Raw genomic sequence first — 23,540 nt, 5'->3', positions numbered from 1 at the left:
CCGTGTGCGAGGGACGGCCTGCGTGGCCCGGGCGGGCTCAGTTGTTGACCGGAATGCCGGCAGGCCAGGGCAGCAGCTTCGGAAGGTCGACGCCGTCGGCCGCGGCGGTGGCGCGAAGGCTGCCGAGGGTGGGGTTGCGGCCGGCGAGCCACGCGGCGATGTCCGTGAGCATGCCGTTGATCACGGTCGAGGTTCCGCCGCTCCCGATGGCCACCGCGGGCAGGCCAAGCGGCTGCAGCACGAAGCGCTGGCCCTCGGGTACCCGCGCGGAGAGGAAATCGAAAAGGTGCCCGCAGAACGGGCGGCTCCAGGTTTCCGGTCCGTGGCCGGTGCCGAGATCGGCGGCATGGATGACGAGTTCGCGCCACAGTGCCAGGCCGCCGTCGAACACGACTCCTCCGCGGTAGGTGATGGGCTCACGCCAGCCGGCCGCGTCGAGGGAGTCGAAGGCGCGCAGGGCCCGGTCCAACGCCGCGTCGAGGTCGGCCCGGTGCTGCGCGAGGCTGTGGCCGGCCGCCATCTCGATGGCGCGGTTGCGCCCCTCGAAGCCGCCGTCATAGAGTTCGACGCCCTCGCCGCGGGCGGCATATTCGAGCTGCCGGCCCATCGCGTTGGCAATCCCGCAGATGTGGGCCAGCACGTGCCCGCGGCTCCAGCCGGGCAGTTCCGACGGCGCTTTGATGTCCTGTTCCGTCAGTTTCGCGGCGATTCCGGCCACGACTCCGGCGGCGCGGTGCAGTTCTGCCCGAAGGTTCTCTGGTGTGATTGAGGTCATGGCGCCCATCCTAAACGGAGCCACCCGATTAAGTCGGATTAACTGAGCGATGCCCGGTCAGCGGGGCGCGTAGCGGTGCCGGGTGTGCCGGCGGTCGTGCCGGGCCTGCCAGAATTCGATTTCGCGCGGCCGGAGGGCGTAGAGCTGCCAGTCTGTGTTTTCATTGTTTGCATTTTCGCTGCCGTCGGCGCCGGGCCGGGCCCGCCAGTCGGCGGCCGAGGCTTCCGCCGACAGCTCCACGACGTCCCCGGCCACGCGGACCTGGCGGCCCTGCTGTTGCCAGAAGAAGTTCAGCGCCGCATGCGGGTTGGCCGTGAGCTCTTTTCCCTTGCGGGATTCCCTGGAGGTTGCGAAGTGCCAGCCGTCGGCGTCGATGTCCTTCAGGATCAGCATCCGCGACGACGGCCGGCCGTGCTCGTCGGCGGTGGCCAGGCTGCACGCGTTGGGCTGCGGCACCCCGGCCGCCAGGGCCTCGTCCAGCCACAGCCGGAACAGCTCCGCGGGGTCCGCAGGCGCCGCCGCAGGGTCGAAGTCCGGGAGCACTTCCGGGAAGTCGGGCAGGGCACGCAGCAGTTGGCGGAACGATTCGCTCATGTCGCAATGCTAGCGGGGAGTTTTCGGCGGCAAACGCACAACGCTCCCTCACTTTTGGGCAAGAAATCCGCCGACGCTCCTGCAGGCAATGCAGGAGCGTCGGCCGAGACGCTGCCGGAATTCCCCACCGGCACCCTAGCCTCGCAAGCCCGGCCAGGGAACCCTGCCCGCGTGGCCCCTCTCGCGTGTGCTGGCTAGCCCGCGTACTCGCGCACGCCGGCGAGCTCGCCCTCGAGGGCCAGCAGCTGGCGTTCGACGGCGGCCGGTGCGGTGCCGCCCTGCGAGTTCCGGCTGTTGAGCGAACCCTCGGTGGACAGGACCGTGCGGACCTCCGGCGTCAGGTGCTCGGAGATGGCGGCGTATTCCTCGTCCGTGAGGTCCCAGAGCTCGACGCCCCGGCTTTCGGCCTGCTTGACCGCGGCGCCGGAGAGCTCGTGCGCCTCGCGGAACGGCACACCCTGGCGGACCAGCCATTCGGCGATGTCCGTCGCAAGCGCGAAACCCTGGGGAGCCAGTGCTTCCATCCGTTCGGTGTTGAACTTCAGCGTCGCGATCATCCCGGAGACTGCCGGGAGCAGGACCTCCAGGGTGTCGGCGGCGTCGAAGACCGGTTCCTTGTCCTCCTGCAGGTCGCGGTTGTACGCGAGCGGCAGGCCCTTCAGGGTGGCCAGCAGCCCGGTCAGGTTGCCGATCAGCCGGCCGGCCTTGCCGCGAGCGAGTTCGGCCACGTCCGGGTTCTTCTTCTGCGGCATGATCGAGGAGCCTGTGGAGTAGGAATCGTGCAGGGTGACGAAGGAGAATTCCTTCGTGGCCCACAGGATCACTTCCTCCGAGACCCGGGACAGGTCCACGCCGATCATGGCCGTGATCCAGGCGAACTCGGCGAAGACGTCGCGGGAGGCGGTGCCGTCGATCGAGTTGTGCGTCGCCGAGAAGAAGCCCAGGTCCGCGGCGACGGCCTCGGGGTCCAGGCCGAGCGAGGAGCCCGCCAGGGCACCGGAGCCGTAGGGCGAAACCCCGGCGCGCTTATCCCAGTCGGCCAGCCGCTGCACGTCGCGCAGCAGCGCCCATGCGTGGGCCAGCAGGTGGTGGCTGAGCAGGACCGGCTGGGCGTGCTGCAGGTGGGTGCGGCCGGGCATGGCCACGCCCTTGTGCGCCTTGGCCTGGTCCACGAGCGCGTCAATCGTGGCGAGCACGCCGCGGGCGATGATCCGGGCGTGGTCGCGCAGGAACATCCGTCCCAGGGTGGCCACCTGGTCGTTGCGGGACCGGCCGGCGCGGAGCTTGCCGCCAAGCTGGGTACCGGCGCGCTCGATCAGGCCACGCTCGAGCGAACCGTGCACGTCCTCATCGGACTCGGCCGGCAGGTAGGCGCCGGAGGCGACGTCCTCATCCAGCTGTGTCAGGGCGGCCAGCATGCCGTCCAGTTCGGCGTCGTCCAGCAGCCCGGCCTTGTGCAGCACGCGGGCGTGCGCCTTGGACCCGGCGATGTCGTAGCGGGCCAGCCGCCAGTCGAAGTGCGTGGACTTGCTCAGCGCGGCGAGGGCGTCCGCTGGGCCGCCGGCGAACCGGCCGCCCCACAGCGCTCCCGTATTTGTAGCCTCAGACTTTTGCTCAGCCACAGGGGCTACTCTCCTGCGACGCGGATGTCGCGGCCGGAGGCAACCTTGGCGGACATGCCCCACAGCTCGATGAAGCCGCGCGCCATCGACTGGTCGAACGTGTCGCCGGTGTCGTACGTGGCAAGGTCGAAGTCGTAGAGCGAGGTCTCGGAGCGGCGTCCGTTGACGATCGCCTGGCCGCCGTGCAGCACCATGCGGATGTCGCCGGAGACGTATTTCTGGGTGTCCTCGATGAAGGCGTCGAGGGAGCGCTTGAGCGGCGAGAACCACTGGCCGTCGTAGACCAGCTCGGCCCAGCGCTGGCCGACGGTCGCCTTGAAGCGGGCCTGCTCGCGCTCGATCGTGATGTCTTCGAGGTGCTTGTGCGCGGTGATGAGCGCCATGGCGCCCGGTGCCTCGTAGATCTCGCGGGACTTGATGCCCACGAGCCGGTCCTCGACGACGTCGATCCGGCCCACGCCCTGGGCGCCGGCGCGGCGGTTGAGTTCCTTGATGGCCTGCAGCGGGGTGACCTTGACGCCGTCGATCGCGACCGGCACGCCGGCTTCGAAGGAGATGGTGACCTCATCCGGTGCCGGCGGGAATTCCGGGGTGGCGGTGTAGTCGTAGATGTCCTTGGTGGGGGCGTTCCAGATGTCCTCGAGGTAGCCGGTTTCGACGGCGCGGCCCCAGACGTTCTGGTCGATCGAGTACGGGTTCTTTTTGGTGGTCTCGATCGGCAGTCCCTTTTCTTCGGCGAAGGCGATGGCCTTGTCGCGGGTCAGGGCGAGATCACGGACCGGGGCGATGCACTTCAGGTCCGGGCCCAGGGTCTGGATGCCGACTTCGAAGCGGACCTGGTCGTTGCCCTTGCCGGTGCAGCCGTGGGCGACGGTGGTGGCGCCGAATTCGCGGGCGGCCTTGACCAGGTGCTTGACGATCACCGGGCGGGAGATGGCGGAGACCAGCGGGTAGTGGCCCTGGTAGAGGGCGTTGGCCTTCAGCGTGGGCACGCAGTACTCGTTGGCGAACTCGTCGCTGGCGTCGGCGACGTAGGCCTCGACGGCGCCGCAGCCCAGCGCGCGCTGGCGGATGGTCTCCAGCGATTCGCCGCCCTGTCCGACGTCGACCGCCACGGCGATGACCTCGGCGCCGGTGGCTTCACCGATCCAGCCGATGGCTACGGAAGTATCCAGGCCACCGGAGTAGGCCAGAACAATACGCTCAGTCACGGAAATGCTCCTTAGTTGTTTGGTGATGCATTAAGTCTGGGAAAAGCTCTGTTGCAAGCCTGTCACACACCCGGGTGCCCGGTCCTGTGAAGGGCTCATGGTGTGGCTTATTGGCCGGCTTCCTCGGCGAACTGCAGGAAGCGTGCGGCGATGTCCGCGCCGCCCAGGGGGTCCCGGGTGACAAGCAGGACGGTGTCGTCCCCAGCGATGGTGCCCAGGATCGAGGGCATTACCGAGTGGTCGATGGCGAGGGCCAGGAAGTTCGCGGCGCCCGGCGGGGTCCGAAGCACCACGAGGTTGGCGGAGGCCTCGGCGGTGACGAGCAGTTCCCCGCACAACCGGGTCAGCCGGGCGTCGAGGATTTCCTGCGTGACGCCGCTCTTGGCCGCCCGCTCGCCGCCCTCCCCCGGGACGGCGTAGACCAGCACGCCGTCCTTGCCGCGGACCCGGACGGCGCCGAGTTCCACGAGGTCGCGTGACAGCGTGGCCTGGGTGACCTGGACGCCGTCGTCCGCGAGCAGCGCCGCGAGCTCTGCCTGGGAACGGACAGATTCGCCCGTGAGAATCGCCGTGATCCGCGCCTGCCGGGCTGTCTTGGTGGCCGGGCTGGCCCCAGGAGAGGCTGGCTGGACGGACATCAGGCCGGTCCGCCCACCGGTGCCGGACCATCGAGTGGCGCCAGACCGTCAACCACTGCCAGACCGGAGCGGTGCATGAGCCAGGCCATGAGTGCCTTCTGCGCGTGCAGCCGGTTTTCGGCCTCGTCCCAGACCACCGACTGCGGGCCGTCAATGACGTCCGCGGCGATCTCGTAGCCCCGGTAGGCCGGGAGGCAGTGCAGCACGACGGCGTCCGGCGCCGCGAGCTTCATCGCGTCGGCATCCACGGAATAGGCGCGGAACAGCTTCATCCGCGCTTCCTTCTCCGCCTCCTGGCCCATGGACACCCACGTGTCGGTCGCGACGACGTCGGCGCCCAGGAGCGCTTCGGCGGGGTCAACCGTCACCAGCACCGAGCCGCCGGTCTCCGCGGCACGGTCCTCGGCGGCGGCGATGATCTCCGGCGACGGCAGGTAGCCCTCCGGTCCGGCGATGCGGACGTTCATGCCCGCCGTCACGCCGGCCAGCAGGTAGGAGTTGGCCATGTTGTTGGCCGAGTCGCCCAGGTAGGCCATGGTCAGGCCCTGGAGCGAGCCTTTGTGTTCCTTGACGGTCAGCAGATCGGCTAGGAGCTGGCATGGGTGGTAGTCATCGCACAGGGCGTTGATGACCGGAACGCGGGAGTTCTCGGCCATGGCGACGAGCCCGGCGTGCGCGCCGGTGCGCCACACAATGGTGGAGACCATGCGTTCGAGCACCTTGGCAGTGTCTTCGACCGATTCTTTGTGCCCGATCTGCGCCTCGCCGGGGTTGATGATGAGCGCGTTGCCGCCCATGTCCGCGATGCCGGTGGCGAAGGAGACCCTGGTCCGGGTGGAGGTCTTGTCGAAGATGACGGCCACCGTCCGGCGGCCGTTGCCGTCTGCGGCGAAGGGCTGCACGCTGTAGGGCGCGGCCTTCATCCGGACGGCGAGCTCGAGGACCTCGGCCTGCTCGGCCGGGCTGAGGTCCGTGTCCTTGAGGAAATGGCGGGTGGGCACTGAGGCGGTCACGGCGGCGGTCACTTGGCGTCCTTTGCAGCGTTGGTCTTGGCGGTCTCGAGCAGTGCCGGCAGGGCGGCCAGGAAAAGGTCTGCCTGCTCGGTGGTCAGGATCAGCGGGGGCGCCAGCCGGATGGTGCGCGGGCCCGGGCTGTTGACGATGAACCCGGCGTCGAGGCCGGCGGCCACGACGCCCGGGGCGACGTCGGCGTCGAGGTCGAAGCCGATCAGCAGCCCCTCGCCGCGGACCTCTGTCACGCCGGCGATTCCGGCGAGGCCGGCGCGCAGATGCTCCCCCAGGTTCCGGACGTGGGCCAGGATGTCCTGGTTTTCCAGGACGTGCAGGGTGGCGAGGGCGGCGGCGGTGGCCACCGGGTTGCCGCCGAAGGTCGTCCCGTGCTGGCCGGCGGTCAGCAGAGCAGACGTTTCCGGGCCGAACGTGACGAGCGCGCCGACCGGGAAGCCGCCGCCCAGGCCCTTGGCGAGGGTCACGGCGTCGGGCACGATCCCGGCGTCCTCGCTGGCCAGCCACTTGCCGGTGCGGCCGATGCCGGTCTGGACCTCGTCGAGGATCAGCAGGGCGCCGGCCGCGCTCGTGGCCTCGCGGGCCGCCTTGAGGTAGCCGGCAGGCAGCGGCCGGACGCCGGCCTCTCCTTGGATCGGTTCGAGGAAGACGGCGGCAGTGGTCTCATCAATGGCGGCGCGGAGCGCCTCGATGTCACCGAACGGGACATGCACGACGCCGCCGGGCAGCGGCGCGAATGGCGCCCGGTAGGCCTCCTTGGAGGTCAGCGCGAGGGCGCCCATGGTGCGCCCGTGGAAGGCGCCTTCGAGCGCGATGATCTTGGTGCGCGGCTTCGCTGTTTTTTCCGCGACAGTATTCTCCGCGGCCGCGGACTGGCTGGCGCCACTGTTACGGCGCGCCAGCTTGAAGGCCGCCTCGACGGCTTCGGTGCCGGAGTTGGCGAAGAACACCTTGGAGCCGGCCGGGGCCTTGGACAGTTCCAGCAGCTTCTCGGCCAGGGCGATCTGGGTGGGGCTCGTGAAGAAGTTCGAGACATGGCCCAGGGTGGCCAGCTGGCTGGAGATCACCGAGGTCACGAACGGGTGGGCGTGGCCGAGGGCGTTCACCGCGATGCCGCCGAGCAGGTCCAGGTATTCCTTGCCGTCGGCGTCCCACACGAGGCAGCCGGCGCCGCGGACCAGGACCCGCTGCGGGGTGCCGAAGACGCCCAGCAGGGAGGAGGAGTAGCGGGACAGCCACTCGGCTCCGCTGCGGCTGGAAACGATTGTGGTTGCGGCGGTCTTCGCAGCGATGGGGGCCCCGCCCGCTCCGCGGTGCCCGACCACACCCGGCCCCCCATCGCTGCTGCGGCCTTCAGCGGAATGGCTCAGTTCAGTGCTGCTCACTATGCGTTCACTTCCTCGTCGGGGACGACCTGGGTGCCGATGCCGGCGGTCGTAAAGGTTTCCAGGAGCATCGAGTGCGGCAGGCGGCCGTCCACGATGTGGGCGCGCTCGACGCCGTCGTCAATGGCTTTCAGGCACGCCGCCATCTTCGGGATCATTCCGGACTCAAGGCGCGGCAGCATCTCGCGCAGCTCCGACGCCGTCAGCGACGAAATGAGCGATGACCTGTCCGGCCAGTTGGCGTAGAGGCCTTCGACATCGGTCAGGATGACCAGCTTGGAGGCACCCAGGGCCGACGCCACCGCGGCCGCCGCCGTGTCCGCGTTCACATTAAGTACCTGACCGGTGGTGGATCCGTCGTCGTGGATTTCCGGGGCGACGGTGGAGATCACTGGAATCCGGCCGGCCGCGAGGATGTCCACAATCCCTTCCGGGTTCACCCCGACCACCTCGCCCACCAGGCCCAGGTCCACCTCTTCGCCGTCCACCACGGTGCCGGTGCGGACGGCGCGGAGCAGGCCGCCGTCTTCGCCGGACATCCCGACGGCGTACGGGCCGTGGGAGTTGATCAGGCCCACGAGTTCGCGTCCCACCTGGCCGGTGAGGACCATCCGGACCACGTCCATGGCCTCGGGCGTGGTGACACGCAGCCCGCCCTTGAATTCGGATTCGATCCCGAGCCGGCTGAGCATGGCGTTGATCTGCGGGCCGCCGCCATGCACCACCACGGGGTGGATGCCGACGTGGTGCAGGAACACGACGTCCTCGGCGAAGGCGCGGCGGAGCTCGTCGTTGACCATGGCATTGCCGCCGTACTTGATCACCATGGTGCTGCCGGCAAAGCGCTGGATCCAGGGCAGCGCCTCGATCAGCGTGGCGGCTTTGTCCCGGGCGTCGGACTGGGAGGTGGTCTCGCGGGTCTGGGTGTTCATGCTGTTCGTCCTCTGTTCGTCCCTGCTGTTCATCCCTACTGTTCATCCGTCTGTTCATCCCTCCGGGGAGGTCAGCTGGAGTAGGCGCTGTTTTCGTGGACGTAGTCGTGGGTGAGGTCGTTGGTGAGGATCGTGGCCTCGGCTGCACCGGCCTGCAGGTCGATTTCGACCAGGACCTCGCGCGGTTCGAGGTCCACGAGGTTCCGGTCATCGCCGATGCTGCCGTTGCGGCAGATCTGCACACCGTTCATGGACACGTTCAGCTGGTCCGGTTCGAAGGCCGCGTCGGTGGTGCCGACGGCGGACAGCACGCGGCCCCAGTTGGGGTCCTTGCCGAAGATCGCGGTCTTGAACAGGTTGGAGCGGGCGACGGCGCGGCTGACGATTTCGGCGTCCCGCTCGCTCGCGGCGTTGAACGTCCGGATCGCGATGTCGTGGCTGGCGCCCTCGGCGTCGCCGATCAGTTTCCGGGCCAGCTCGGCGCAGACCTGGGTCAGGCCGGCGCCGAAGTCGGCGGCGGACGGCGCGGCACCGGAGGCGCCGGAGGCGAGCAGCACCACGGTGTCGTTGGTGGACATGCAGCCGTCCGAGTCCGCCCGGTCGAAGGTGAGCCGCGTGGCGTTGCGGAGTTCGGCGTCGAGCACGTCCGGCGGGACGTCGGCGTCCGTGGTGAGGACCACCAGCATGGTGGCCAGGCCCGGGGCCAGCATGCCGGCGCCCTTGGCCATGCCGCCGATGGTGAACTGCGTGCCGTCCGCGGCCGTGCCGGTGAAGACGGACTGCTTGGACACCGAATCCGTGGTCATGATCGCGGTGGCCGCTGCGGGGCCGCCGTCCGCGGCCAGGGCTGCGGTGGCGGAACCGATCCCGGCCAGGATTTTCTCCATGGGGAGCTGCTCGCCAATCAGTCCGGTGGAGCAGACCACGACGTCGGTGGCGGAGACGCCGAGGGCTTCGGCGGTCTTCTCCGCGGTGGTGTGCGTGTTCTGGAACCCCTGGGGCCCGGTGCAGGCGTTGGCCCCGCCGGAGTTGAGGATCACGGCATCCACGCGGCCGTCCTTGACCACTTCGCGGGACCAGTGCACGGGGGCCGCGGCGACGCGGTTGGACGTGAAGACCGCCGCGGCGGCCTTGGACGGGCCGTCGTTGACCACGAGGGCCACATCCGGCTTGCCGGAAGCCTTGAGCCCGGCCGTCACGCCGGCGGCGCGGAATCCCTGCGGTGCGGTGATGCTCACGGTGCGACTCCCTGGAGGTTGAGGCCGGCGGTTTCCGCCAGGCCGAGGGCTAGGTTCATGGACTGCACGGCCCCGCCGGCGGTCCCCTTGGTGAGGTTGTCGATGGCGCAGCACACGATCACGCGGCCGGTGTGCTCATCGAAGGCGAGCTGCATGACCGTGTGGTTAGATCCCTGGACCGATTTCGTGGAGGGCCACTGCCCCTCGGGGAGCAGGTGCACGAACGGTTCGTCGTCGTAGGCTTCGGCCCAGGCGGCACGCAGGTCTGCGGCAGTGACTCTGCGGCCTGGCTGCTGCCGCACCCTGGCGGTCGCCGTGGTGAGGATGCCGCGGCTCATCGGCGCCAGCGTGGGCGTGAAGGAGACGGTGACCGGGGCCCCCAGCGCTTTCGAGAGTCCCTGTTCGATCTCGGGGGTGTGCCGGTGTCCCCCGCCGACCCCGTAGGGGCTCATGGAGCCCATGACTTCGGCGCCGATCAGGTTGACCTTGGCGGCTTTGCCGGCCCCTGAGGTGCCGGAGGCGGAGACGATCACGACGTCCTCGCCCTCCAGCAGCTGGTTGCTGAAGCCGGGAGTGAGGGCCAGCAGGGCCGAGGTCGGGTAGCAGCCGGGGACGGCGATCCGGGTGGCGCCGCGGAGGGCATCGCGCTGGCCGGGCAGTTCCGGGAGGCCGTAGGGCCAGGTTCCGGCGTGGGCCGACCCGTAGAACTTCTCCCAGGCCGCCGGGTCCTCGAGGCGGTGGTCCGCGCCGGCGTCGATGACCAGGGTCCCGGCGGGCAGCTGCGCCGCGATCTCCCCGGATGCCCCGTGCGGAAGCGCCAGGAACACGACGTCGTGGCCGGCCAGGTTATCCACGGTGGTGTCTTCGAGAATCCGGTCCGCGAGGCCATGGAGATGCGGCTGCAATTCCCCTAGTCTGGAACCGGCGTTGCTGTGGGCCGTGATGGCGCCGATGGTGACGTCGGGATGACCGGCGAGGAGCCGCAGGACCTCGCCGCCGGCATAGCCGCTGGCCCCGGAAACGGCAACAGAAATAGTCATAAGCACGACTATACAGCAAGAGTATGCATAGATGCCGATATTTATGCATCGATGGGCGTGTGTCCAAAGCTCCCGAACGGCGCCGCGGAAACCCGGGGGCGTATGCTTGGTAAAGGGTGATCCAGACCGTGCAGCTGCGAATGTCAGCTGCAGCGTTGCCCGTAACCGTGACGAGGCAAGCGCCCTATGACCGCCACTTCCACCCTTCCCGCCGAAACGCCGGCGCGGCCGCCATCGCGGGTCCGGCAGCCCAACGCCGTGGTCCTGAGCTATTCGGAACTCCTCAAGAGCGTGAAGACGGCCGGCCTCCTCGAACGGCGCGTTGGGTTCTACATCACGGTGTTCGCCAGTCTGGTGCTCCTGATGGCCGCCACCTGGTTCGGGTTCGCGCTGATCGGTGACAGCTGGTTCCAGCTCCTGATCGCCGCCGCCCTGGGCATCATCTGCACGCAGTTGAGTTTCCTGGCCCACGAGGCCGGGCACCGGCAGATCTTCGCGTCCCGCCGCGCCAACGACTGGGCAGCACGCCTGCTCGCGACCTCCGTGGCCGGGATCAGCTACTCCTGGTGGGAGCAGAAGCACGGCGCGCACCACAACCACCCGAACGTCATCTCCAAGGACCCGGACATCGCGCCCGGCCCCATCGCCTTCCACCCCGAAGCCGTAGCCGACCGCCAGGGACGCCTCGCGTTCCTGACCCGCAAGCAGGGCTGGTTCTTCTTCCCGCTCCTGTTCCTGGTGGGCCTGGGACTGCAGATCGATTCCGTGAAATTCATCGTCCGCCGGGCCAAGGTCACGCACCGCTGGGTCGAAATCCCGATCCTCGCGGTCCGGCTCAGCCTCCTGCCGGTCCTCGCGTTCACCTTCCTGCCGCTGGGCATGGCGTTCGCCTTCATCGGCGTCCAACTGGCCGTGTTCGGCTTCTACATGGGCGCGTCCTTCGCGCCGAACCACAAGGGCATGCCGGTGCTGCCGGCGGACAGCCGGGTGGACTTCTTCAGCCGCCAGGTCCTGACGTCCCGGAACATCTCGGGCGGCCGCTTCATGGACATCCTGCTCGGCGGCCTCAACCGCCAGGCCGAACACCACCTCTTCCCGGACATGGCCCGCCCGCAGCTGCACCAGGCCGCCAAGATCGTCCGCGAGTACTGCGCCAAGCACCAGGTCCCGTACACGGAAACCACGCTGATGCAGTCGTACGCCATCATTGTCCGCTACCTCAACGACGTCGGACTCGCCGCCGGCCGCCACTTCGAATGCCCGATGGCAACGGTAACCCGCCGCTACTAAAGGACGGACCGCCGGCGGCCGCGCAGGACCTGCCGCCTCCTGGCAACGTCCGCCCAATCATCACGTGACGGCTGGTTACGAAAGGCCCCTTCATGGTTACCCCCGGTGTCCCTAGGATGGACCCAGGGACCGGGACAGATTTCCCCGCCCGGAAAAGGAGCCACATGATGCACGCAATCGTCGCCCGCCAGGCCGGCGGCCCCGAGGTCCTCGAACTCGACAAGACAGCCCGGCCCGTTCCCGGGCCCGGCCAGCTGCTGGTCAAGGTCGCGGCCGCGGGCGTGAACTTCATTGACACCTACAAGCGCAGCGGCGTCTACAAGGTCAGCTACCCCTTCACGCCCGGCTCCGAGGCCGCGGGCACCGTGGAGGAGGTCGGCGACGCCGTCACCGGGTTTGCTCCCGGTGACCGGGTGGCCACGGCCGAGGGCGCTGACTGCTACGCCGGCTACGCACTCGTCGATGAGGACAAGGCCCTCCCGGTTCCCGACGGCCTGGATGATTTCACCGCCGCGGCGCTGCCGCTGCAGGGCGTGACGGCCCACTACCTGATCAACTCCACCTTCAAGGTCGAGTCCGGCCACACCGTGCTGCTCCACGCCGGCGCCGGCGGCGTGGGGCTCCTGATGATCCAGTTGCTCAAGGCCAGGGGCGCCAACGTCATCACCACCGTTTCGACGGACGCGAAAGAGCAGCTGGCCCGCGAAGCCGGCGCCGACCACGTGCTGCGCTACGACGGTTTGGCCGACCGGGTCCGGGATCTGACCAACGGCACCGGCGCGGATGTGGTGTACGACGGCGTCGGAAAAGACACTTTCGACGCCTCCCTGGCGTCCCTGCGCATCCGGGGCATGCTGGTCCTCTTCGGCGCAGCGTCCGGCCCGGTCCCGCCGTTCGACCCGCAGCGGCTCAACGCCGGCGGCTCGTTGTACCTCACGCGGCCCACCATGGGCCACTACCTGCGCGACGCCCGGGAACGCCGCTGGCGCTCCGACGAAGTCTTTGCCGCCGCTGCCGACGGCAGCCTCAAGGTCAGGATCGGCGCACGCTATCCTCTCGGCGAGGCAGCCCGTGCCCACGAGGACCTTGAACAGCGCCGCACCACCGGCAAAGTCATCCTCGTCCCCTAAGCTGCACGGTCCCCCAAGCCGTACGGCAACACCATCCGTTCATCTCCTGCAGGGACAATGCGCCAGTGACCGAGCAACGACTGACCCCCAGTGAAGCCCCCGACGCCGGTGCGGTGCAGAGTCTTCCCGCTCCCCGTCCCACCGTCCACGAGGCCCAGCTGCCGGGCGCCCTCTCCGCCCCGCCGGAGCGCACGCTGATAGACATCGTCCGGGATACTGCCGCCCGGTACCCGGACGCTTCGGCGCTCGACGACGGCCACCGTTCGCTCAGTTACGCCCAGCTCATGGACGAGGTCCGGGCCACCGCCCGGAAACTGCACCTCGCCGGGCTGGGTGCCGGCGACAAGATCGGCGTCCGGATCCCGTCGGGCACCAACGAACTCTACGTCTCGATCCTGGCGGTGCTGCTGGTCGGTGCAGCCTATGTCCCCGTAGACGCCGACGATCCCGACGAACGGGCCAAACTGGTCTTCGGGGAGGCGAGGGTGGCCGGCATCCTCCGCGCCGGCGGGAAGATCGTCACGGACAGCAACCGCCCCCGCCCGTTCCCCGACGCGAGGCCGCCCGGTCCCGACGACGACGCGTGGGTCATTTTCACCTCCGGCTCCACCGGCACCCCCAAGGGCGTCGCGGTCCGGCACCGCTCGGCCGCCGCGTTCGTGGACGCCGAGGCCCGCATCTTCCTGCAGGCCGATCCGGTGGGCCCGCAGGACCGGGTGCTGGCCGGCCTGTCCGTTGCCTTCGATGCCTCCTGCGAGGAAATGTGGCTCGCGTGGCGCCACGGCGCCTGCCTGGTTCCGGCACCCCGGGCACTGGTGCGGACCGGGATGGACCTCGGCCCCTGGCTCATCAGCCACGGCATCACCGTGGTCTCCACCGTCCCCACACTGGCCGCTCTCTGGCCCGTGGAGTCACTGGAAAGTGTCCGGCTGCTGATCTTCGGCGGGGAGGCGTGCCCGCCCGACCTTGCCGAACGGCTCGCCGTCGAAGGACGCGAAGTATGGAACACCTACGGGCCCACCGAGGCCACCGTGGTCGCGTGCGCCGCGCAGCTCGGCGCGCCCGGCCCCATCCGTATCGGCCTGCCGCTGGACGGCTGGGACCTCGCCGTCGTCGACGCCGATTCGCTGCCCGTCGCCGAAGGCGCGGTGGGCGAACTGATCATCGGCGGCGTGGGGCTGGCCCGGTACCTTGACCCGGTCAAGGACGCGGAAAAGTATGCCCCCATGCCGTCCCTGGGCTGGCCGCGCGCCTACCGCTCCGGCGACCTCGTCAGGTACGAAGCAGAAGGCCTCATTTTCCAGGGCCGCGCCGATGAGCAGGTCAAGCTCGGCGGCCGCAGGATCGAGCTCGGCGAAATCGACGCCGCCCTGCAGTCCCTGCCGGATATCGCCGGCGCCGCCGCCGCCGTGCAGACCACCGCGGCCGGCAACCAGATCCTGGTCGGCTACCTTGCCGCCGTCGCCGGCCGGGACATCGACCTCGCAGCCGCCCGCGAACTGCTGGGCGAACGCCTGCCCGCGCCCCTCATTCCGCTGCTGACGCTCGTCGATTCGCTGCCGACCAAGACCAGCGGCAAAGTGGACCGCCACGCCCTGCCCTGGCCGCTCAGCGGAACCGGAGCGGCAGAGGCCGAAGGTGCCCCGCTGAACCTGCCGGAGGACGCGCAGTGGATCGTGGAGCAGTGGAGTGCCGTGCTGGGAAGCCCGGTCACCAGCCTCGATGCCGACTTCTTCGCCTACGGCGGCGGCTCGCTGGCCGCCGCGCAGCTCGTGTCCGCCCTCCGCGTCCGCTATCCCACCATCACGGTGGCCGATATCTACGCGACACCCCGGGTGGGCGCCCTGGTGGACGAGGCCCGGCAGTCGCTGCCGGAGGGTGGTGCCGTCGCCGCCCAGGAGCGCACCGTCCGGCCCACCGCGCGGAAGTCACAGGCCTTCCAGACGCTCCTGGGCGTTCCCTTGCACATCCTGGTCGGCATGCGCTGGCTGACCTACCTGATGGCAGCCAACAACCTGCTGGCCGCCTTCGCCGGATTCAGCGCAGCGCCAACGATCTCATGGTGGTGGGTGGGAGCTTCCTGGCTGGTCTTCGTCAGTCCCGCCGGGCGGATGCTGCTCTCCGTCGCCGCCGCCCGCATCCTGCTGCGCAACCTGGTGCCTGGCACCTATCCCCGGTCCGGGCGGGTGCACCTCCGGCTCTGGCTCGCGGAACAGATCCAGGACCTGGCCGGCGCCATCAGCCTCGCCAGCGCGCCCTGGGTGCCCTACTACGCGAAAGCGCTCGGGGCGAAGATCGGCGAGAACGTCCAGCTGCACTCGCTGCCGCCCGTCACCGGACTGCTGACCCTCGGCACAGGGTCCAATATCGAGCCCGAAGTCGATCTGTCCGGCTGGTGGATCGACGGCGACCGTGTCCACATCGGCGCCATCCGGATTGGCCCCGGCGCAAGCGTGGGGGCCCGCAGCACGCTGATGCCGGGAGCCACGGTGGGTGCCGGGGCGCAGGTGGAGCCGGGTTCCGCTGTGATCGGCAAGGTCAAGGCGGGACAGCTCGTGGCCGGGTCGCCGGCCGAGCGCCGTGGCAAGGCCCGGCACTCGTGGCCGGACTCCCCGGACGAGCACCGGCTGATGGGCCGGTTGTGGTTCGCCGGTTTCGCCGCCGCCTCCGCCATGCTGGCGCTCATCCCCTACGTCTCCGCCGCCGTCGCGGGCTTGGTGATCTTCGCGTTCATCCAGGGCAGCTCCTCACTGCCCGCGGCCCTGCCCGGCATAGCGCTCTCGATCCCGCTGGCGGCGCTGGCATGGTTCCTGACCAACCTGCTGCTGATCCTGGCCACGACGAGGCTCCTCAGCGTCGGCCTCGCTGAAGGCTACTACCGGGTCCGGAGCCGGATCGGGTGGCAGGTCTGGGCGACCGAGCGCGTACTGGATCTGGCCCGGGATCTGCTGTTCCCGATCTACGCCAGCCTCTTTACGCCGGTCTGGCTGCGGCTTCTCGGTGCGAAGGTCGGCCGCAACGTGGAGGCCTCGACAGTGCTGCTGATCCCGCGCATGACCACCGTGGGCGAGGGCGCGTTCCTGGCCGACGACACGATGGTGGCGTCCTACGAACTCGACGGCGGCTGGATGCACATAGCACCGGCCAAGATCGGCAAGCGGTCTTTCCTGGGCAACTCGGGCATGACGGCGGCCGGGCGCAGCGTGCCCAAGAACTCCCTCGTGGCGGTGTTGTCCGCGACGCCGGCCAAGGCGAAGTCCGGCACATCGTGGCTCGGCAGCCCGCCGGTGCGGCTGCGGCGCACCGCCATCGCCTCGGACGACACGCGGACCTACCAGCCGCCGCGGAAGCTGAAGGTCGCGCGCGCCCTGTGGGAGCTGTGCCGGTTCGTCCCGGTCATGCTAACGGTCGTCATCGCCGTCGGTGTGATGCTCGCGTTCGACGCGATGGCGGCCCTCTTCAACTACGGAATCGCCGCTCTCCTGAGCGGGGTGGTGATCCTGCTCGCCGGGGCCACGGCCGCGGGCAGTGCCGTCGTGGCCAAGTGGCTGCTGGTGGGCCGCATCCGCCCCGGCGAGCACCCGCTGTGGAGTTCCTTCATTTGGCGGAACGAGGTAGTGGACACGTTCATTGAGATGGTCAGCGCCCCGTGGTTCGCGCGCGCCGCCACGGGGACACCGGCTCTGGTGTGGTGGCTGCGGGCACTCGGCGCGAAAATCGGTGCCGGGACCTGGTGCGAAAGCTACTGGCTGCCGGAGGCGGACCTTGTCACCCTCGGCAGGAATTCGACCGTCAACCGCGGGTGCGTGGTCCAGACCCATCTGTTCCATGACCGTGTCATGAGCATCGACACTGTTACGCTCGATGACGGAGCCACCATGGGCCCGCACGGCGTCATCCTGCCGCAGGCCAGGATCGGCAGCGGCGGCACGGTGGGGCCGGCGTCCCTCGTCATGCGAGGCGAGACCGTGCCTGCCGGGACGTACTGGATGGGCAATCCGGTCAGCCCCTGGGACGGGCCGGCACCGCCCGCCGGGCCCCGTTAGGCCCGGCGCCTGCGCACGTCCACCAGCACCACAACCGAAGGTCCGTCCATTGAGCACCAGCGCACCAAGCAGCAGCGGCGCCGCCGCCCGCGGGGACATCAGCGGGGAAATCAGCCGCGAAATCAGCCGGGCCACGAGCCCGGAAGCCGGCGCCCCGGACCCCTATATGCCCGGCCACGGGACCAATGCCTACCGCGTCACCCGGTATGAACTCGATCTGGACTACCGGGTCAGCAGCAACCGCCTTGCCGGGCACGCGGTCCTGCACGCCATCACGCAGCTCCCGACGTCGGCGATCGTCCTGGACCTGGCCGGCTTGCGGGCCACGAAGATCCAGCTCAACGGGCGCAGGGTACGCCGGTTCACGCAGCGGGCCGAGCAGCTCGTTGTCTACCCCGACAACCCGCTGCTCGCCACCGAGGCCTTCACGCTGGACATCCGCTATGAGGGCTACCCCGCGCCGCGCCGCGGTGTGTGGGGCGAAGTTGGCTGGGAAGAGCTCTCCGATGGGGTGCTGGTCGCCGGGCAGCCCAACGGGGCAGCCTCCTGGTTTCCGTGCAATGACCACCCGCGGGACAAAGCGACTTACCTCATCACCGTGACCACCGACGCGAACTACCGGGCCGTGTGCAACGGGGTGCTGCTCTCCCGCACCAGCAGGGCCAGCCGCGAGACCTGGGTCTTTGAGCAGGCCGAACCCATGGCCACCTACCTGGCCACGGTCCAGATCGGCCGCTACGGGCTCCTGACGCTCAATGCCGACCGGCCCTCAGGGCACGTTCCGCAGTATGTGGCCGTGCCGGCGTCGCTGCAGGCGGGCGCCCGCGCCGCCCTGGCCCGCCAGCCCGACATGATGCGGACCTTCACGAACTGCTTTGGGCCGTACCCGTTCCCGGAGTACACGGTGGTGGTCACCGACGACGTCCTGGAAATCCCGCTGGAAGCGCAGACACTGTCCATCCTGGGGCCCAACCATCTGCGGCAGGACTGGGAATCACAGCGGATGATCGCCCACGAACTCGCCCACCAGTGGTTCGGGAACTCCCTGACCACTGCGACCTGGAAGGACATCTGGCTGCACGAGGGCTTTGCCTGCTACGCGGAATGGATCTGGTCTGAAGAGGCCGGCATCATGTCGGCGGCGGCCCGGGCGCGCGCCGCCTGGCGCAAGCTCGCCGCTGCCCCGCAGGACCTGATGGTGGGCGACCCCGGCCCCGAACTGATGTTTGACGACCGGGTCTACAAACGCGGCGCCCTGGCGCTGCACGCCCTGCGGGTACGCTGCGGCGACCTGGCGTTCTTCGCCCTGCTGCACGACTGGACGGACCGCTTCCGGCACGGCACCGTGACCACCGCCGACTTCATCGTCGCGGCCGCCCACACGACGGGCCTGGACGCAGAGGCCCTGTTGCACCCCTGGCTGTTCGCCGACGCCCTGCCGCCGCTCCCGCAGGCAACGCCGCCCAAGATCTGATCAGGGGCCGGAGCCCTGACTAGGGAAGGACCGCCAGGGCGACGGCTGCCACGAGGTCAGCGGGCAGGCCCGTCTCTGCCGGCGGCAGGTCCCGGAGCCCTGCGCGGCCGTTCACTGCCGGCGCCAGCACGTCCAGGGTGTCCGGGGCCGTCCGCAGCCCGGTGCCCAGCATTTTGAGCCAGGCCTCCTTGCGCGCCCACAGGCGCGCCCTGCCCTGCAGCAGCGCGATGCCGCCCAGCCCGGCAAGGTGCCGTTGTTCCGCCCGGGTCAACACGACGTCGTCGAACCCGTCGAAGTCCGCCCGGGCAGGATCCTCGACGTCGATGCCCAGGTGCTCGCCCGGGTCCGGGTCCACGACCCCGGCCAGAAGCGTCCAGCCGGCCGCACGGGACAGGCTCAGCAGCAGCGGCGCCGCGTGGCCCCGGAGCAGGTAGCCGGGCCGGCCGTGTGAGATGTCCGCGCCGGTGCCGCACCGAGGACAGCTGTACCAGGCGGTGAGGTCCGACGCCGGAACGCCGAGCAGGCCTGCGGCGAACCGGCGCTGCGCGAGCCGCCCGTACAGGAAGTCCTCCCGGGTCCGCGGGGTCATGGCCCTGGCCCGGACGAGTTCGGCCCTGTCCAGCAGGGAGCGGGAGTCGCGTTCCAGCTCCGGTTCCGGGTAAAGGGCTGGTGCCGCGTCCACGGTCGCCCCCAGGTCCCTGGGAACCCCGGGGTCGCCGGGAACGCGAAAGGGCGGGCAGGCACGCACAACAAGGTGTGATGCCATGACCCGCCCCTTTCAGAAACGTCTGCGCTGTGACCAGCGCAGTCCTCAGCGCTGCACCGCTCCGAATCGTTCGTGGGCGGCGGCCACGGCACCTTCACGGGCCTCCGAGGCCTCGTCCGCCGTCAGGGTGCGGTCGTCGGCGCGGAAGCGCAGGCTGAACGCCAGCGACTTCTTGCCTTCCTCGATGCCCTTGCCCGCGTAGACATCGAACAACGCGACGTCCTCGAGCAGTTCGCCGGCGCCTTCACGCAGCGCAGCCAGCACCTCCCCGGCCGGGACGTCCTGCGCCACCACCAGGGCCACGTCCTGCGTGGCCACCGGGTACGTCGAGATGTGCCGGGCCACGATCACGTCGGCGGCTGCCTCGAAGAGGGCGTCGGCGTTCAGTTCCAGTGCTACGGACCGGGCCGGCATGTCGTGCGCCGCCAGCAGCTTCGGGTGCAGCTCGCCGGCGTAGCCCACCACGTCGCCGGTGCGCAGTTCAAGCTGCGCCGCCCGGCCCGGGTGGAAGGCCTGATGCCGGCCCTGCGTGACCAGGAGCTCGACGCCGATCACGTCGCCGGCGATCCGGGCGATGTCCACCGCGTCCGCCCAGTCCCAGGCCCGCGGGGCGTGGCCCGGGGCAGCGGGAGAGTCGTGCCCCGTGAGCACGGCGGCGAGGTGCAGCGGCTGGTCCGGGACGCCGTCGTACAGGGCATCGAGCACGTCGTCGCCCGGCTTGACGCCGAGCGGCGGAATCGCGGATGTGCCAAGCTTCTCGCCCGGCAGGAACACGATCCCGGCCTCGAAAAGGGCGAGGTCGCGGAAGCCGCGGGAGTGGTTGCGCTTGGCAACCTCGATCAGGCCCGGCAGGACGGAGGTCCGCAGGAAACCGTGCTCCTCGCTGATCGGGTTGGCCAGCTTGAGGGCCTTGCGCTCCGCACCTTCGGCGGGGACGCCAAAGGTGTCATTGGCGGACTTCGAGACGAACGGATACGCCAGCACCTCGGTGAGTCCGGCGTCGGCGAGGGCCTGGATCAGGCGGCGGCGCTGCTGCTGGACGCGGGTCAGGCCACGGCCCGGGGGCGCCACAGGCAGGGTCGCCGGGATCTTGTCGTAGCCAACCAGCCGGGCGATTTCCTCGGTGAGGTCGTCCTTGGTCTCGAGGTCCTGGCGCCAGCTCGGGGCGGTCACCGTGTAGCCGTTGCCGGTCTTGGCAACGACGGCGCCGAGGTCCTCGAGCGAGGTCAGGATCTGTTCCTCGGTGAAGTCGATCCCGATCCGGGCTGCCGCGTACTCTGCCGGCAGTTCGATGGTGACGGCGTCCGGCGCGGTCCCGACGTCGGTCCCGGCCTCGTCGGCCGTTCCGCCGGCGAGTTCGACCAGCAGGTCCACCACACGCTGGGCGGCCACGTCGGCCACCTGCCAGTCCACGCCGCGTTCGAAGCGCTTGGACGCCTCGGAGGGCAGCTTGTGCCGGCGGCGGGCACGGGCGATCGAGACCTCGTCGAAGTGCGCGGCCTCGACCAGGACGTTCGTGGTGGTGTCCGAGACTTCGGTGTGGGCACCGCCCATGACACCGGCGATTCCGATGGGCCCGGATTCGTCCGTGATCAGCAGATCCTCGACGTCGAGCGTGCGCTCCTTGTCGTCCAGGGTGGTGATCTTCTCCCCCGCCGTGGCCCGCCGGACCACGATGTCGCCGGCCAGCTTGTCCAGGTCATAGCAGTGGTTCGGCTGCCCGAGCTCGAGCATGACGTAGTTGGAGATGTCCACCGGCAGGGAGATGGACCGGATGCCGGCGAGCCGGAGACGGGAGGTCATCCACGGCGGGGTGGGCCGGGTGGCATCGACACCGCGCACGGTGCGTGCCACGAAACGGTCGCAGCCGGGCTTGCCGTAGATGGGGGCGTCGTCGTTGAGCTTGACGCCGTAGCCGCCGGAGAGCGACTGCGGAACCTGGACCTTGGAGACCGGGTCCGTGAACACGGTGCCGGTGGCGTGCGCGTATTCACGGGCCGCACCGCGGATGGAGAAGCAGTAGCTGCGGTCAGGGGTGACGTTGATTTCGGCGGCCTGGTCGTAGAGGCCGAGCAGTTCCATCGCGTCGGTGCCCAGTTCCGGGTCGAGGCCGATCCGGGACAGCACCAGGATGCCGTCGTGGTCCTCCCCGATGCCGAGTTCGCGGACGGAGGCGATCATGCCGGCAGAGAGGTGCCCGTAGGTCTTGCGCGCGGAGATCCGGAAGTCGCCCGGCAGCACGGCGCCTGGGAGGGTGACCACCACCTTGTCGCCTTCCACGAAGTTGTGGGCGCCGCAGATGATGCCCTGCACGCCGGAGGAATCGATGCCGGCGCCGGTCAGGGTCTGCTCACTGCCCTCGGGGACAACCCGGACCTGGCACCAGTTGATGGTCTTGCCGTTGGACTGGGGTTCCTTGACGATGCTGAGCACCTGGCCCACCACGATCGGACCCTGGACGGCGTCCGTGGGCCGGTGGACTGCTTCTTCTTCGAGCCCGACCTTGACGAGCTCGGCCATGACGTCTTCGGCCGTCGCTTCGGCCGGTACCTGCGCGAATTCGCGCAGCCATGAAAGTGGGATACGCACTGTTAGATCTCCATCCCGAAGTGCTCGCTGAAACGTACGTCGCCTTCAATCATGTCGCGCATGTCGCCAACCTCGTTGCGGAACATGAGGGTGCGTTCGATGCCCATGCCGAAGGCAAAGCCTGAATAGATGTCCGGGTCGATCCCGGCCGCGCGCAGGACATTGGCGTTGACCATGCCGCAACCGCCCCACTCGATCCAGCTGGGGCCGCCCTTGGCGCCCGGGTGCCAGATGTCCAGCTCCGCGGAGGGCTCGGTGAACGGAAAGTAGTTGGGCCGCAGCCGGATCTGGGCTTCCGCGCCGAACATCTGGCGTGCGAAGTGCTCCAGGGTGCCGCGGAGGTCCGCCATGCTCAGGTTCTTGTCGATGGCCAGGCCCTCGAACTGGTGGAACACGGGGGTGTGCGTCGCGTCGAGCTCGTCCGTGCGGAACACCTTGCCCGGGCACAGCACATAGATGGGCAGCTCCCGTTCCAGCATGGAGCGGACCTGCACCGGCGAGGTGTGCGTGCGCATGAGCAGGTGGGCCTCGGGCGGCTCGACGAAGAACGTGTCCTGCATGTCGCGGGCGGGGTGGTCCGGCTTGAAGTTCAGGGCATCGAAGTTAAACCATTCGGACTCGACCTCGGGCCCTTCGGCGATTTCCCAACCCATGCCGACAAAGATGTCCGCCACGCGGTCCTGCAGCGTGGACAGCGGGTGCCGTGCACCGGCCGTGCGCCGGCGCGGCGCTGCCGTGACATCCACGGTCTCTTCGACGAGGATCCGCGCGTCGTTCTCGGCCTCGAGCGCGACCGTGCGGTCCGCGAGCGCCTTGTTGACCCGTCCCCTCGAGGCGCCCATGAGCTTGCCGGCGGCGGCCTTCTGGTCCTTGGGCAGCGCGCCGATCTCACGGTTGGCGAGGCTCAGGGCGGACTTCTCGCCCGTGTGGGCGAGGCGCACGGCCTTGAGTTCATCGAGGGTCGCGGCGGCGGCGATGGCGGCAACGGCCTGGTCTACGGCGGCGGTAATGGCGGCTTCATCCAGAGGATTCGGGACGGCTGCGTCCGGCAAAGTTTCAGTCATCTACTGTTCTTAGCTACGAGTCGGATCATGCCAACAGCGTGCGCCGGGCACAGGGCGCGGCGCAGATTCTCGGCAAGGCTTGTGGTCACTGTCCCCAGTCTAGTAGACGGCCGTCGGCGGCATGGCACGGCCGCCCCGCACGTGACGCAGCGGTGCCGGCTGCACCTGGGCACGCCAACGCCGGGATTCCAAGGGCACGGGACATCCCGGCGGACCCCTGACTGCCGGGCACACCCCCGGTTACCATGGCCTCATGACGCCCGGACAACGGCTTCGCCAGATCGCCAACCTGCTCAACGGCTCCACCCTGCTGGGCCTGCTGCTGGCAGCCTGTGCGCGGACAACCGTCAGCTCCGGTCCGCGCGGATTGCTGGTCGCTGGCCGCTACCGCTGGCGGTTGCCGTTTGCTGCGGCCTTCACGGTGGGCAACGTGATCCTCTTCCGGGCCGGACCGGAATCCGCCCGCGCCAATCCAGTGCTGCTGGGCCACGAGGAGCGCCACAGCACCCAATACGCCTGGTGCCTCGGGCTGCCCTTCCTTCCGCTGTACTTCATGGCCGCCGGCTGGTCCCTCTGGCGCACGGGCAACCCGGGCAGCGCCAACATCTTCGAGCGGCACGCCGGCCTGGAAGCGGGCGGCTACCCCCGGCCCGGCCTGCCCGGAACCAGACCACGCACGCACCGCAGAATGGGCACCGCCCCCGAACGTTACGAGGCCTGA

At 69.4% G+C, this 23,540-nt stretch carries 18 protein-coding genes; 5 read left to right on the top strand and 13 right to left on the bottom strand.

Annotated features, from left to right (window positions below):
- Nucleotides 1-37: 37 nt before the first annotated feature.
- From AC1DN2_RS05330 to argC, 10 genes are all read right to left on the bottom strand, one after another.
- Nucleotides 38-775: a maleylpyruvate isomerase family mycothiol-dependent enzyme gene (locus tag AC1DN2_RS05330; protein WP_476849481.1), complete on the bottom strand. Its 738-nt coding sequence runs from the start codon at nucleotides 773-775 to the stop codon at nucleotides 38-40.
- 57 nt (nucleotides 776-832) lie between these two features.
- Nucleotides 833-1,369 carry a pyridoxine/pyridoxamine 5'-phosphate oxidase gene (locus tag AC1DN2_RS05325; RefSeq protein WP_476849480.1) on the bottom strand — a complete coding sequence of 179 codons (537 nt, stop codon included), beginning with the start codon at nucleotides 1,367-1,369 and terminating at the stop codon, nucleotides 833-835.
- Nucleotides 1,370-1,563: 194 nt separating this feature from the next.
- Nucleotides 1,564-2,991: an argininosuccinate lyase gene (argH, locus tag AC1DN2_RS05320; protein WP_476849479.1), complete on the bottom strand. Its 1,428-nt coding sequence runs from the start codon at nucleotides 2,989-2,991 to the stop codon at nucleotides 1,564-1,566.
- 5 nt (nucleotides 2,992-2,996) lie between these two features.
- Nucleotides 2,997-4,202 (bottom strand): argininosuccinate synthase, encoded by a 1,206-nt coding sequence (locus tag AC1DN2_RS05315; protein WP_028277269.1) that lies wholly within the window; start codon nucleotides 4,200-4,202, stop codon nucleotides 2,997-2,999.
- A gap of 107 nt (nucleotides 4,203-4,309) precedes the next feature.
- Nucleotides 4,310-4,840 (bottom strand): arginine repressor, encoded by a 531-nt coding sequence (locus AC1DN2_RS05310; RefSeq protein WP_079551248.1) that lies wholly within the window; start codon nucleotides 4,838-4,840, stop codon nucleotides 4,310-4,312.
- Nucleotides 4,840-5,865 carry an ornithine carbamoyltransferase gene (gene argF / locus AC1DN2_RS05305; RefSeq protein ID WP_476849478.1) on the bottom strand — a complete coding sequence of 342 codons (1,026 nt, stop codon included), beginning with the start codon at nucleotides 5,863-5,865 and terminating at the stop codon, nucleotides 4,840-4,842. The genes AC1DN2_RS05310 and argF overlap by 1 nt, the downstream gene beginning before the upstream one ends.
- The gene (locus AC1DN2_RS05300; protein ID WP_476849477.1) at nucleotides 5,862-7,250 is read right to left on the bottom strand and encodes an acetylornithine transaminase; all 1,389 of its coding nucleotides are present in this window, start codon (nucleotides 7,248-7,250) and stop codon (nucleotides 5,862-5,864) included. The genes argF and AC1DN2_RS05300 overlap by 4 nt, the downstream gene beginning before the upstream one ends.
- The gene (gene argB, locus AC1DN2_RS05295; RefSeq protein ID WP_223917243.1) at nucleotides 7,250-8,182 is read right to left on the bottom strand and encodes an acetylglutamate kinase; all 933 of its coding nucleotides are present in this window, start codon (nucleotides 8,180-8,182) and stop codon (nucleotides 7,250-7,252) included. Before argB ends, AC1DN2_RS05300 begins: the two co-directional genes overlap by 1 nt.
- 71 nt (nucleotides 8,183-8,253) lie before the next feature.
- Nucleotides 8,254-9,420 (bottom strand): bifunctional glutamate N-acetyltransferase/amino-acid acetyltransferase ArgJ, encoded by a 1,167-nt coding sequence (argJ, locus tag AC1DN2_RS05290; protein ID WP_476849476.1) that lies wholly within the window; start codon nucleotides 9,418-9,420, stop codon nucleotides 8,254-8,256.
- The gene (gene argC / locus AC1DN2_RS05285; RefSeq protein ID WP_476849475.1) at nucleotides 9,417-10,460 is read right to left on the bottom strand and encodes an N-acetyl-gamma-glutamyl-phosphate reductase; all 1,044 of its coding nucleotides are present in this window, start codon (nucleotides 10,458-10,460) and stop codon (nucleotides 9,417-9,419) included. The genes argJ and argC overlap by 4 nt, the downstream gene beginning before the upstream one ends.
- A gap of 186 nt (nucleotides 10,461-10,646) precedes the next feature.
- Between argC and AC1DN2_RS05280 the strand changes: the two genes are divergently transcribed.
- The 4 genes from AC1DN2_RS05280 (at nucleotide 10,647) to AC1DN2_RS05265 (ending at nucleotide 18,400) form a co-directional block, all read left to right on the top strand.
- Nucleotides 10,647-11,750 carry a fatty acid desaturase family protein gene (locus AC1DN2_RS05280; RefSeq protein ID WP_028277262.1) on the top strand — a complete coding sequence of 368 codons (1,104 nt, stop codon included), beginning with the start codon at nucleotides 10,647-10,649 and terminating at the stop codon, nucleotides 11,748-11,750.
- Nucleotides 11,751-11,914: 164 nt separating this feature from the next.
- Complete coding sequence (locus AC1DN2_RS05275) at nucleotides 11,915-12,880, top strand: quinone oxidoreductase family protein (protein WP_476849474.1); 966 nt, start codon at nucleotides 11,915-11,917, stop codon at nucleotides 12,878-12,880.
- 113 nt (nucleotides 12,881-12,993) lie between these two features.
- Nucleotides 12,994-16,926: a Pls/PosA family non-ribosomal peptide synthetase gene (locus AC1DN2_RS05270; RefSeq protein ID WP_476849496.1), complete on the top strand. Its 3,933-nt coding sequence runs from the start codon at nucleotides 12,994-12,996 to the stop codon at nucleotides 16,924-16,926.
- Nucleotides 16,927-16,975: 49 nt separating this feature from the next.
- A complete protein-coding gene (locus AC1DN2_RS05265; protein WP_476849473.1) occupies nucleotides 16,976-18,400 on the top strand; it encodes a M1 family metallopeptidase in 1,425 nt (474 codons plus the stop codon).
- A 19-nt stretch (nucleotides 18,401-18,419) separates the two neighbouring features.
- Here AC1DN2_RS05265 and AC1DN2_RS05260 read toward each other — a convergent pair whose 3' ends face one another.
- Genes AC1DN2_RS05260 through pheS form a run of 3 tightly spaced genes read right to left on the bottom strand, consistent with a single transcriptional unit; the run spans nucleotide 18,420 to nucleotide 22,819 of the window.
- Complete coding sequence (locus AC1DN2_RS05260; RefSeq protein ID WP_476849472.1) at nucleotides 18,420-19,166, bottom strand: 4'-phosphopantetheinyl transferase family protein; 747 nt, start codon at nucleotides 19,164-19,166, stop codon at nucleotides 18,420-18,422.
- A gap of 45 nt (nucleotides 19,167-19,211) precedes the next feature.
- Nucleotides 19,212-21,755, bottom strand: coding sequence for a phenylalanine--tRNA ligase subunit beta (gene pheT / locus AC1DN2_RS05255; protein ID WP_476849471.1), 2,544 nt, complete (start codon nucleotides 21,753-21,755; stop codon nucleotides 19,212-19,214).
- A 2-nt stretch (nucleotides 21,756-21,757) separates the two neighbouring features.
- Nucleotides 21,758-22,819 carry a phenylalanine--tRNA ligase subunit alpha gene (gene pheS / locus AC1DN2_RS05250; protein WP_028277258.1) on the bottom strand — a complete coding sequence of 354 codons (1,062 nt, stop codon included), beginning with the start codon at nucleotides 22,817-22,819 and terminating at the stop codon, nucleotides 21,758-21,760.
- Between the two features lie 253 nt (nucleotides 22,820-23,072).
- On the opposite strand from pheS, the gene AC1DN2_RS05245 reads away from it, so the two are divergent.
- Nucleotides 23,073-23,540 carry a hypothetical protein gene (locus AC1DN2_RS05245; protein ID WP_476849470.1) on the top strand — a complete coding sequence of 156 codons (468 nt, stop codon included), beginning with the start codon at nucleotides 23,073-23,075 and terminating at the stop codon, nucleotides 23,538-23,540.

The organism is Arthrobacter sp. 01L42 (genome assembly GCF_056400005.1).
This window is presented reverse-complemented; position numbering and strand designations above follow the sequence as displayed.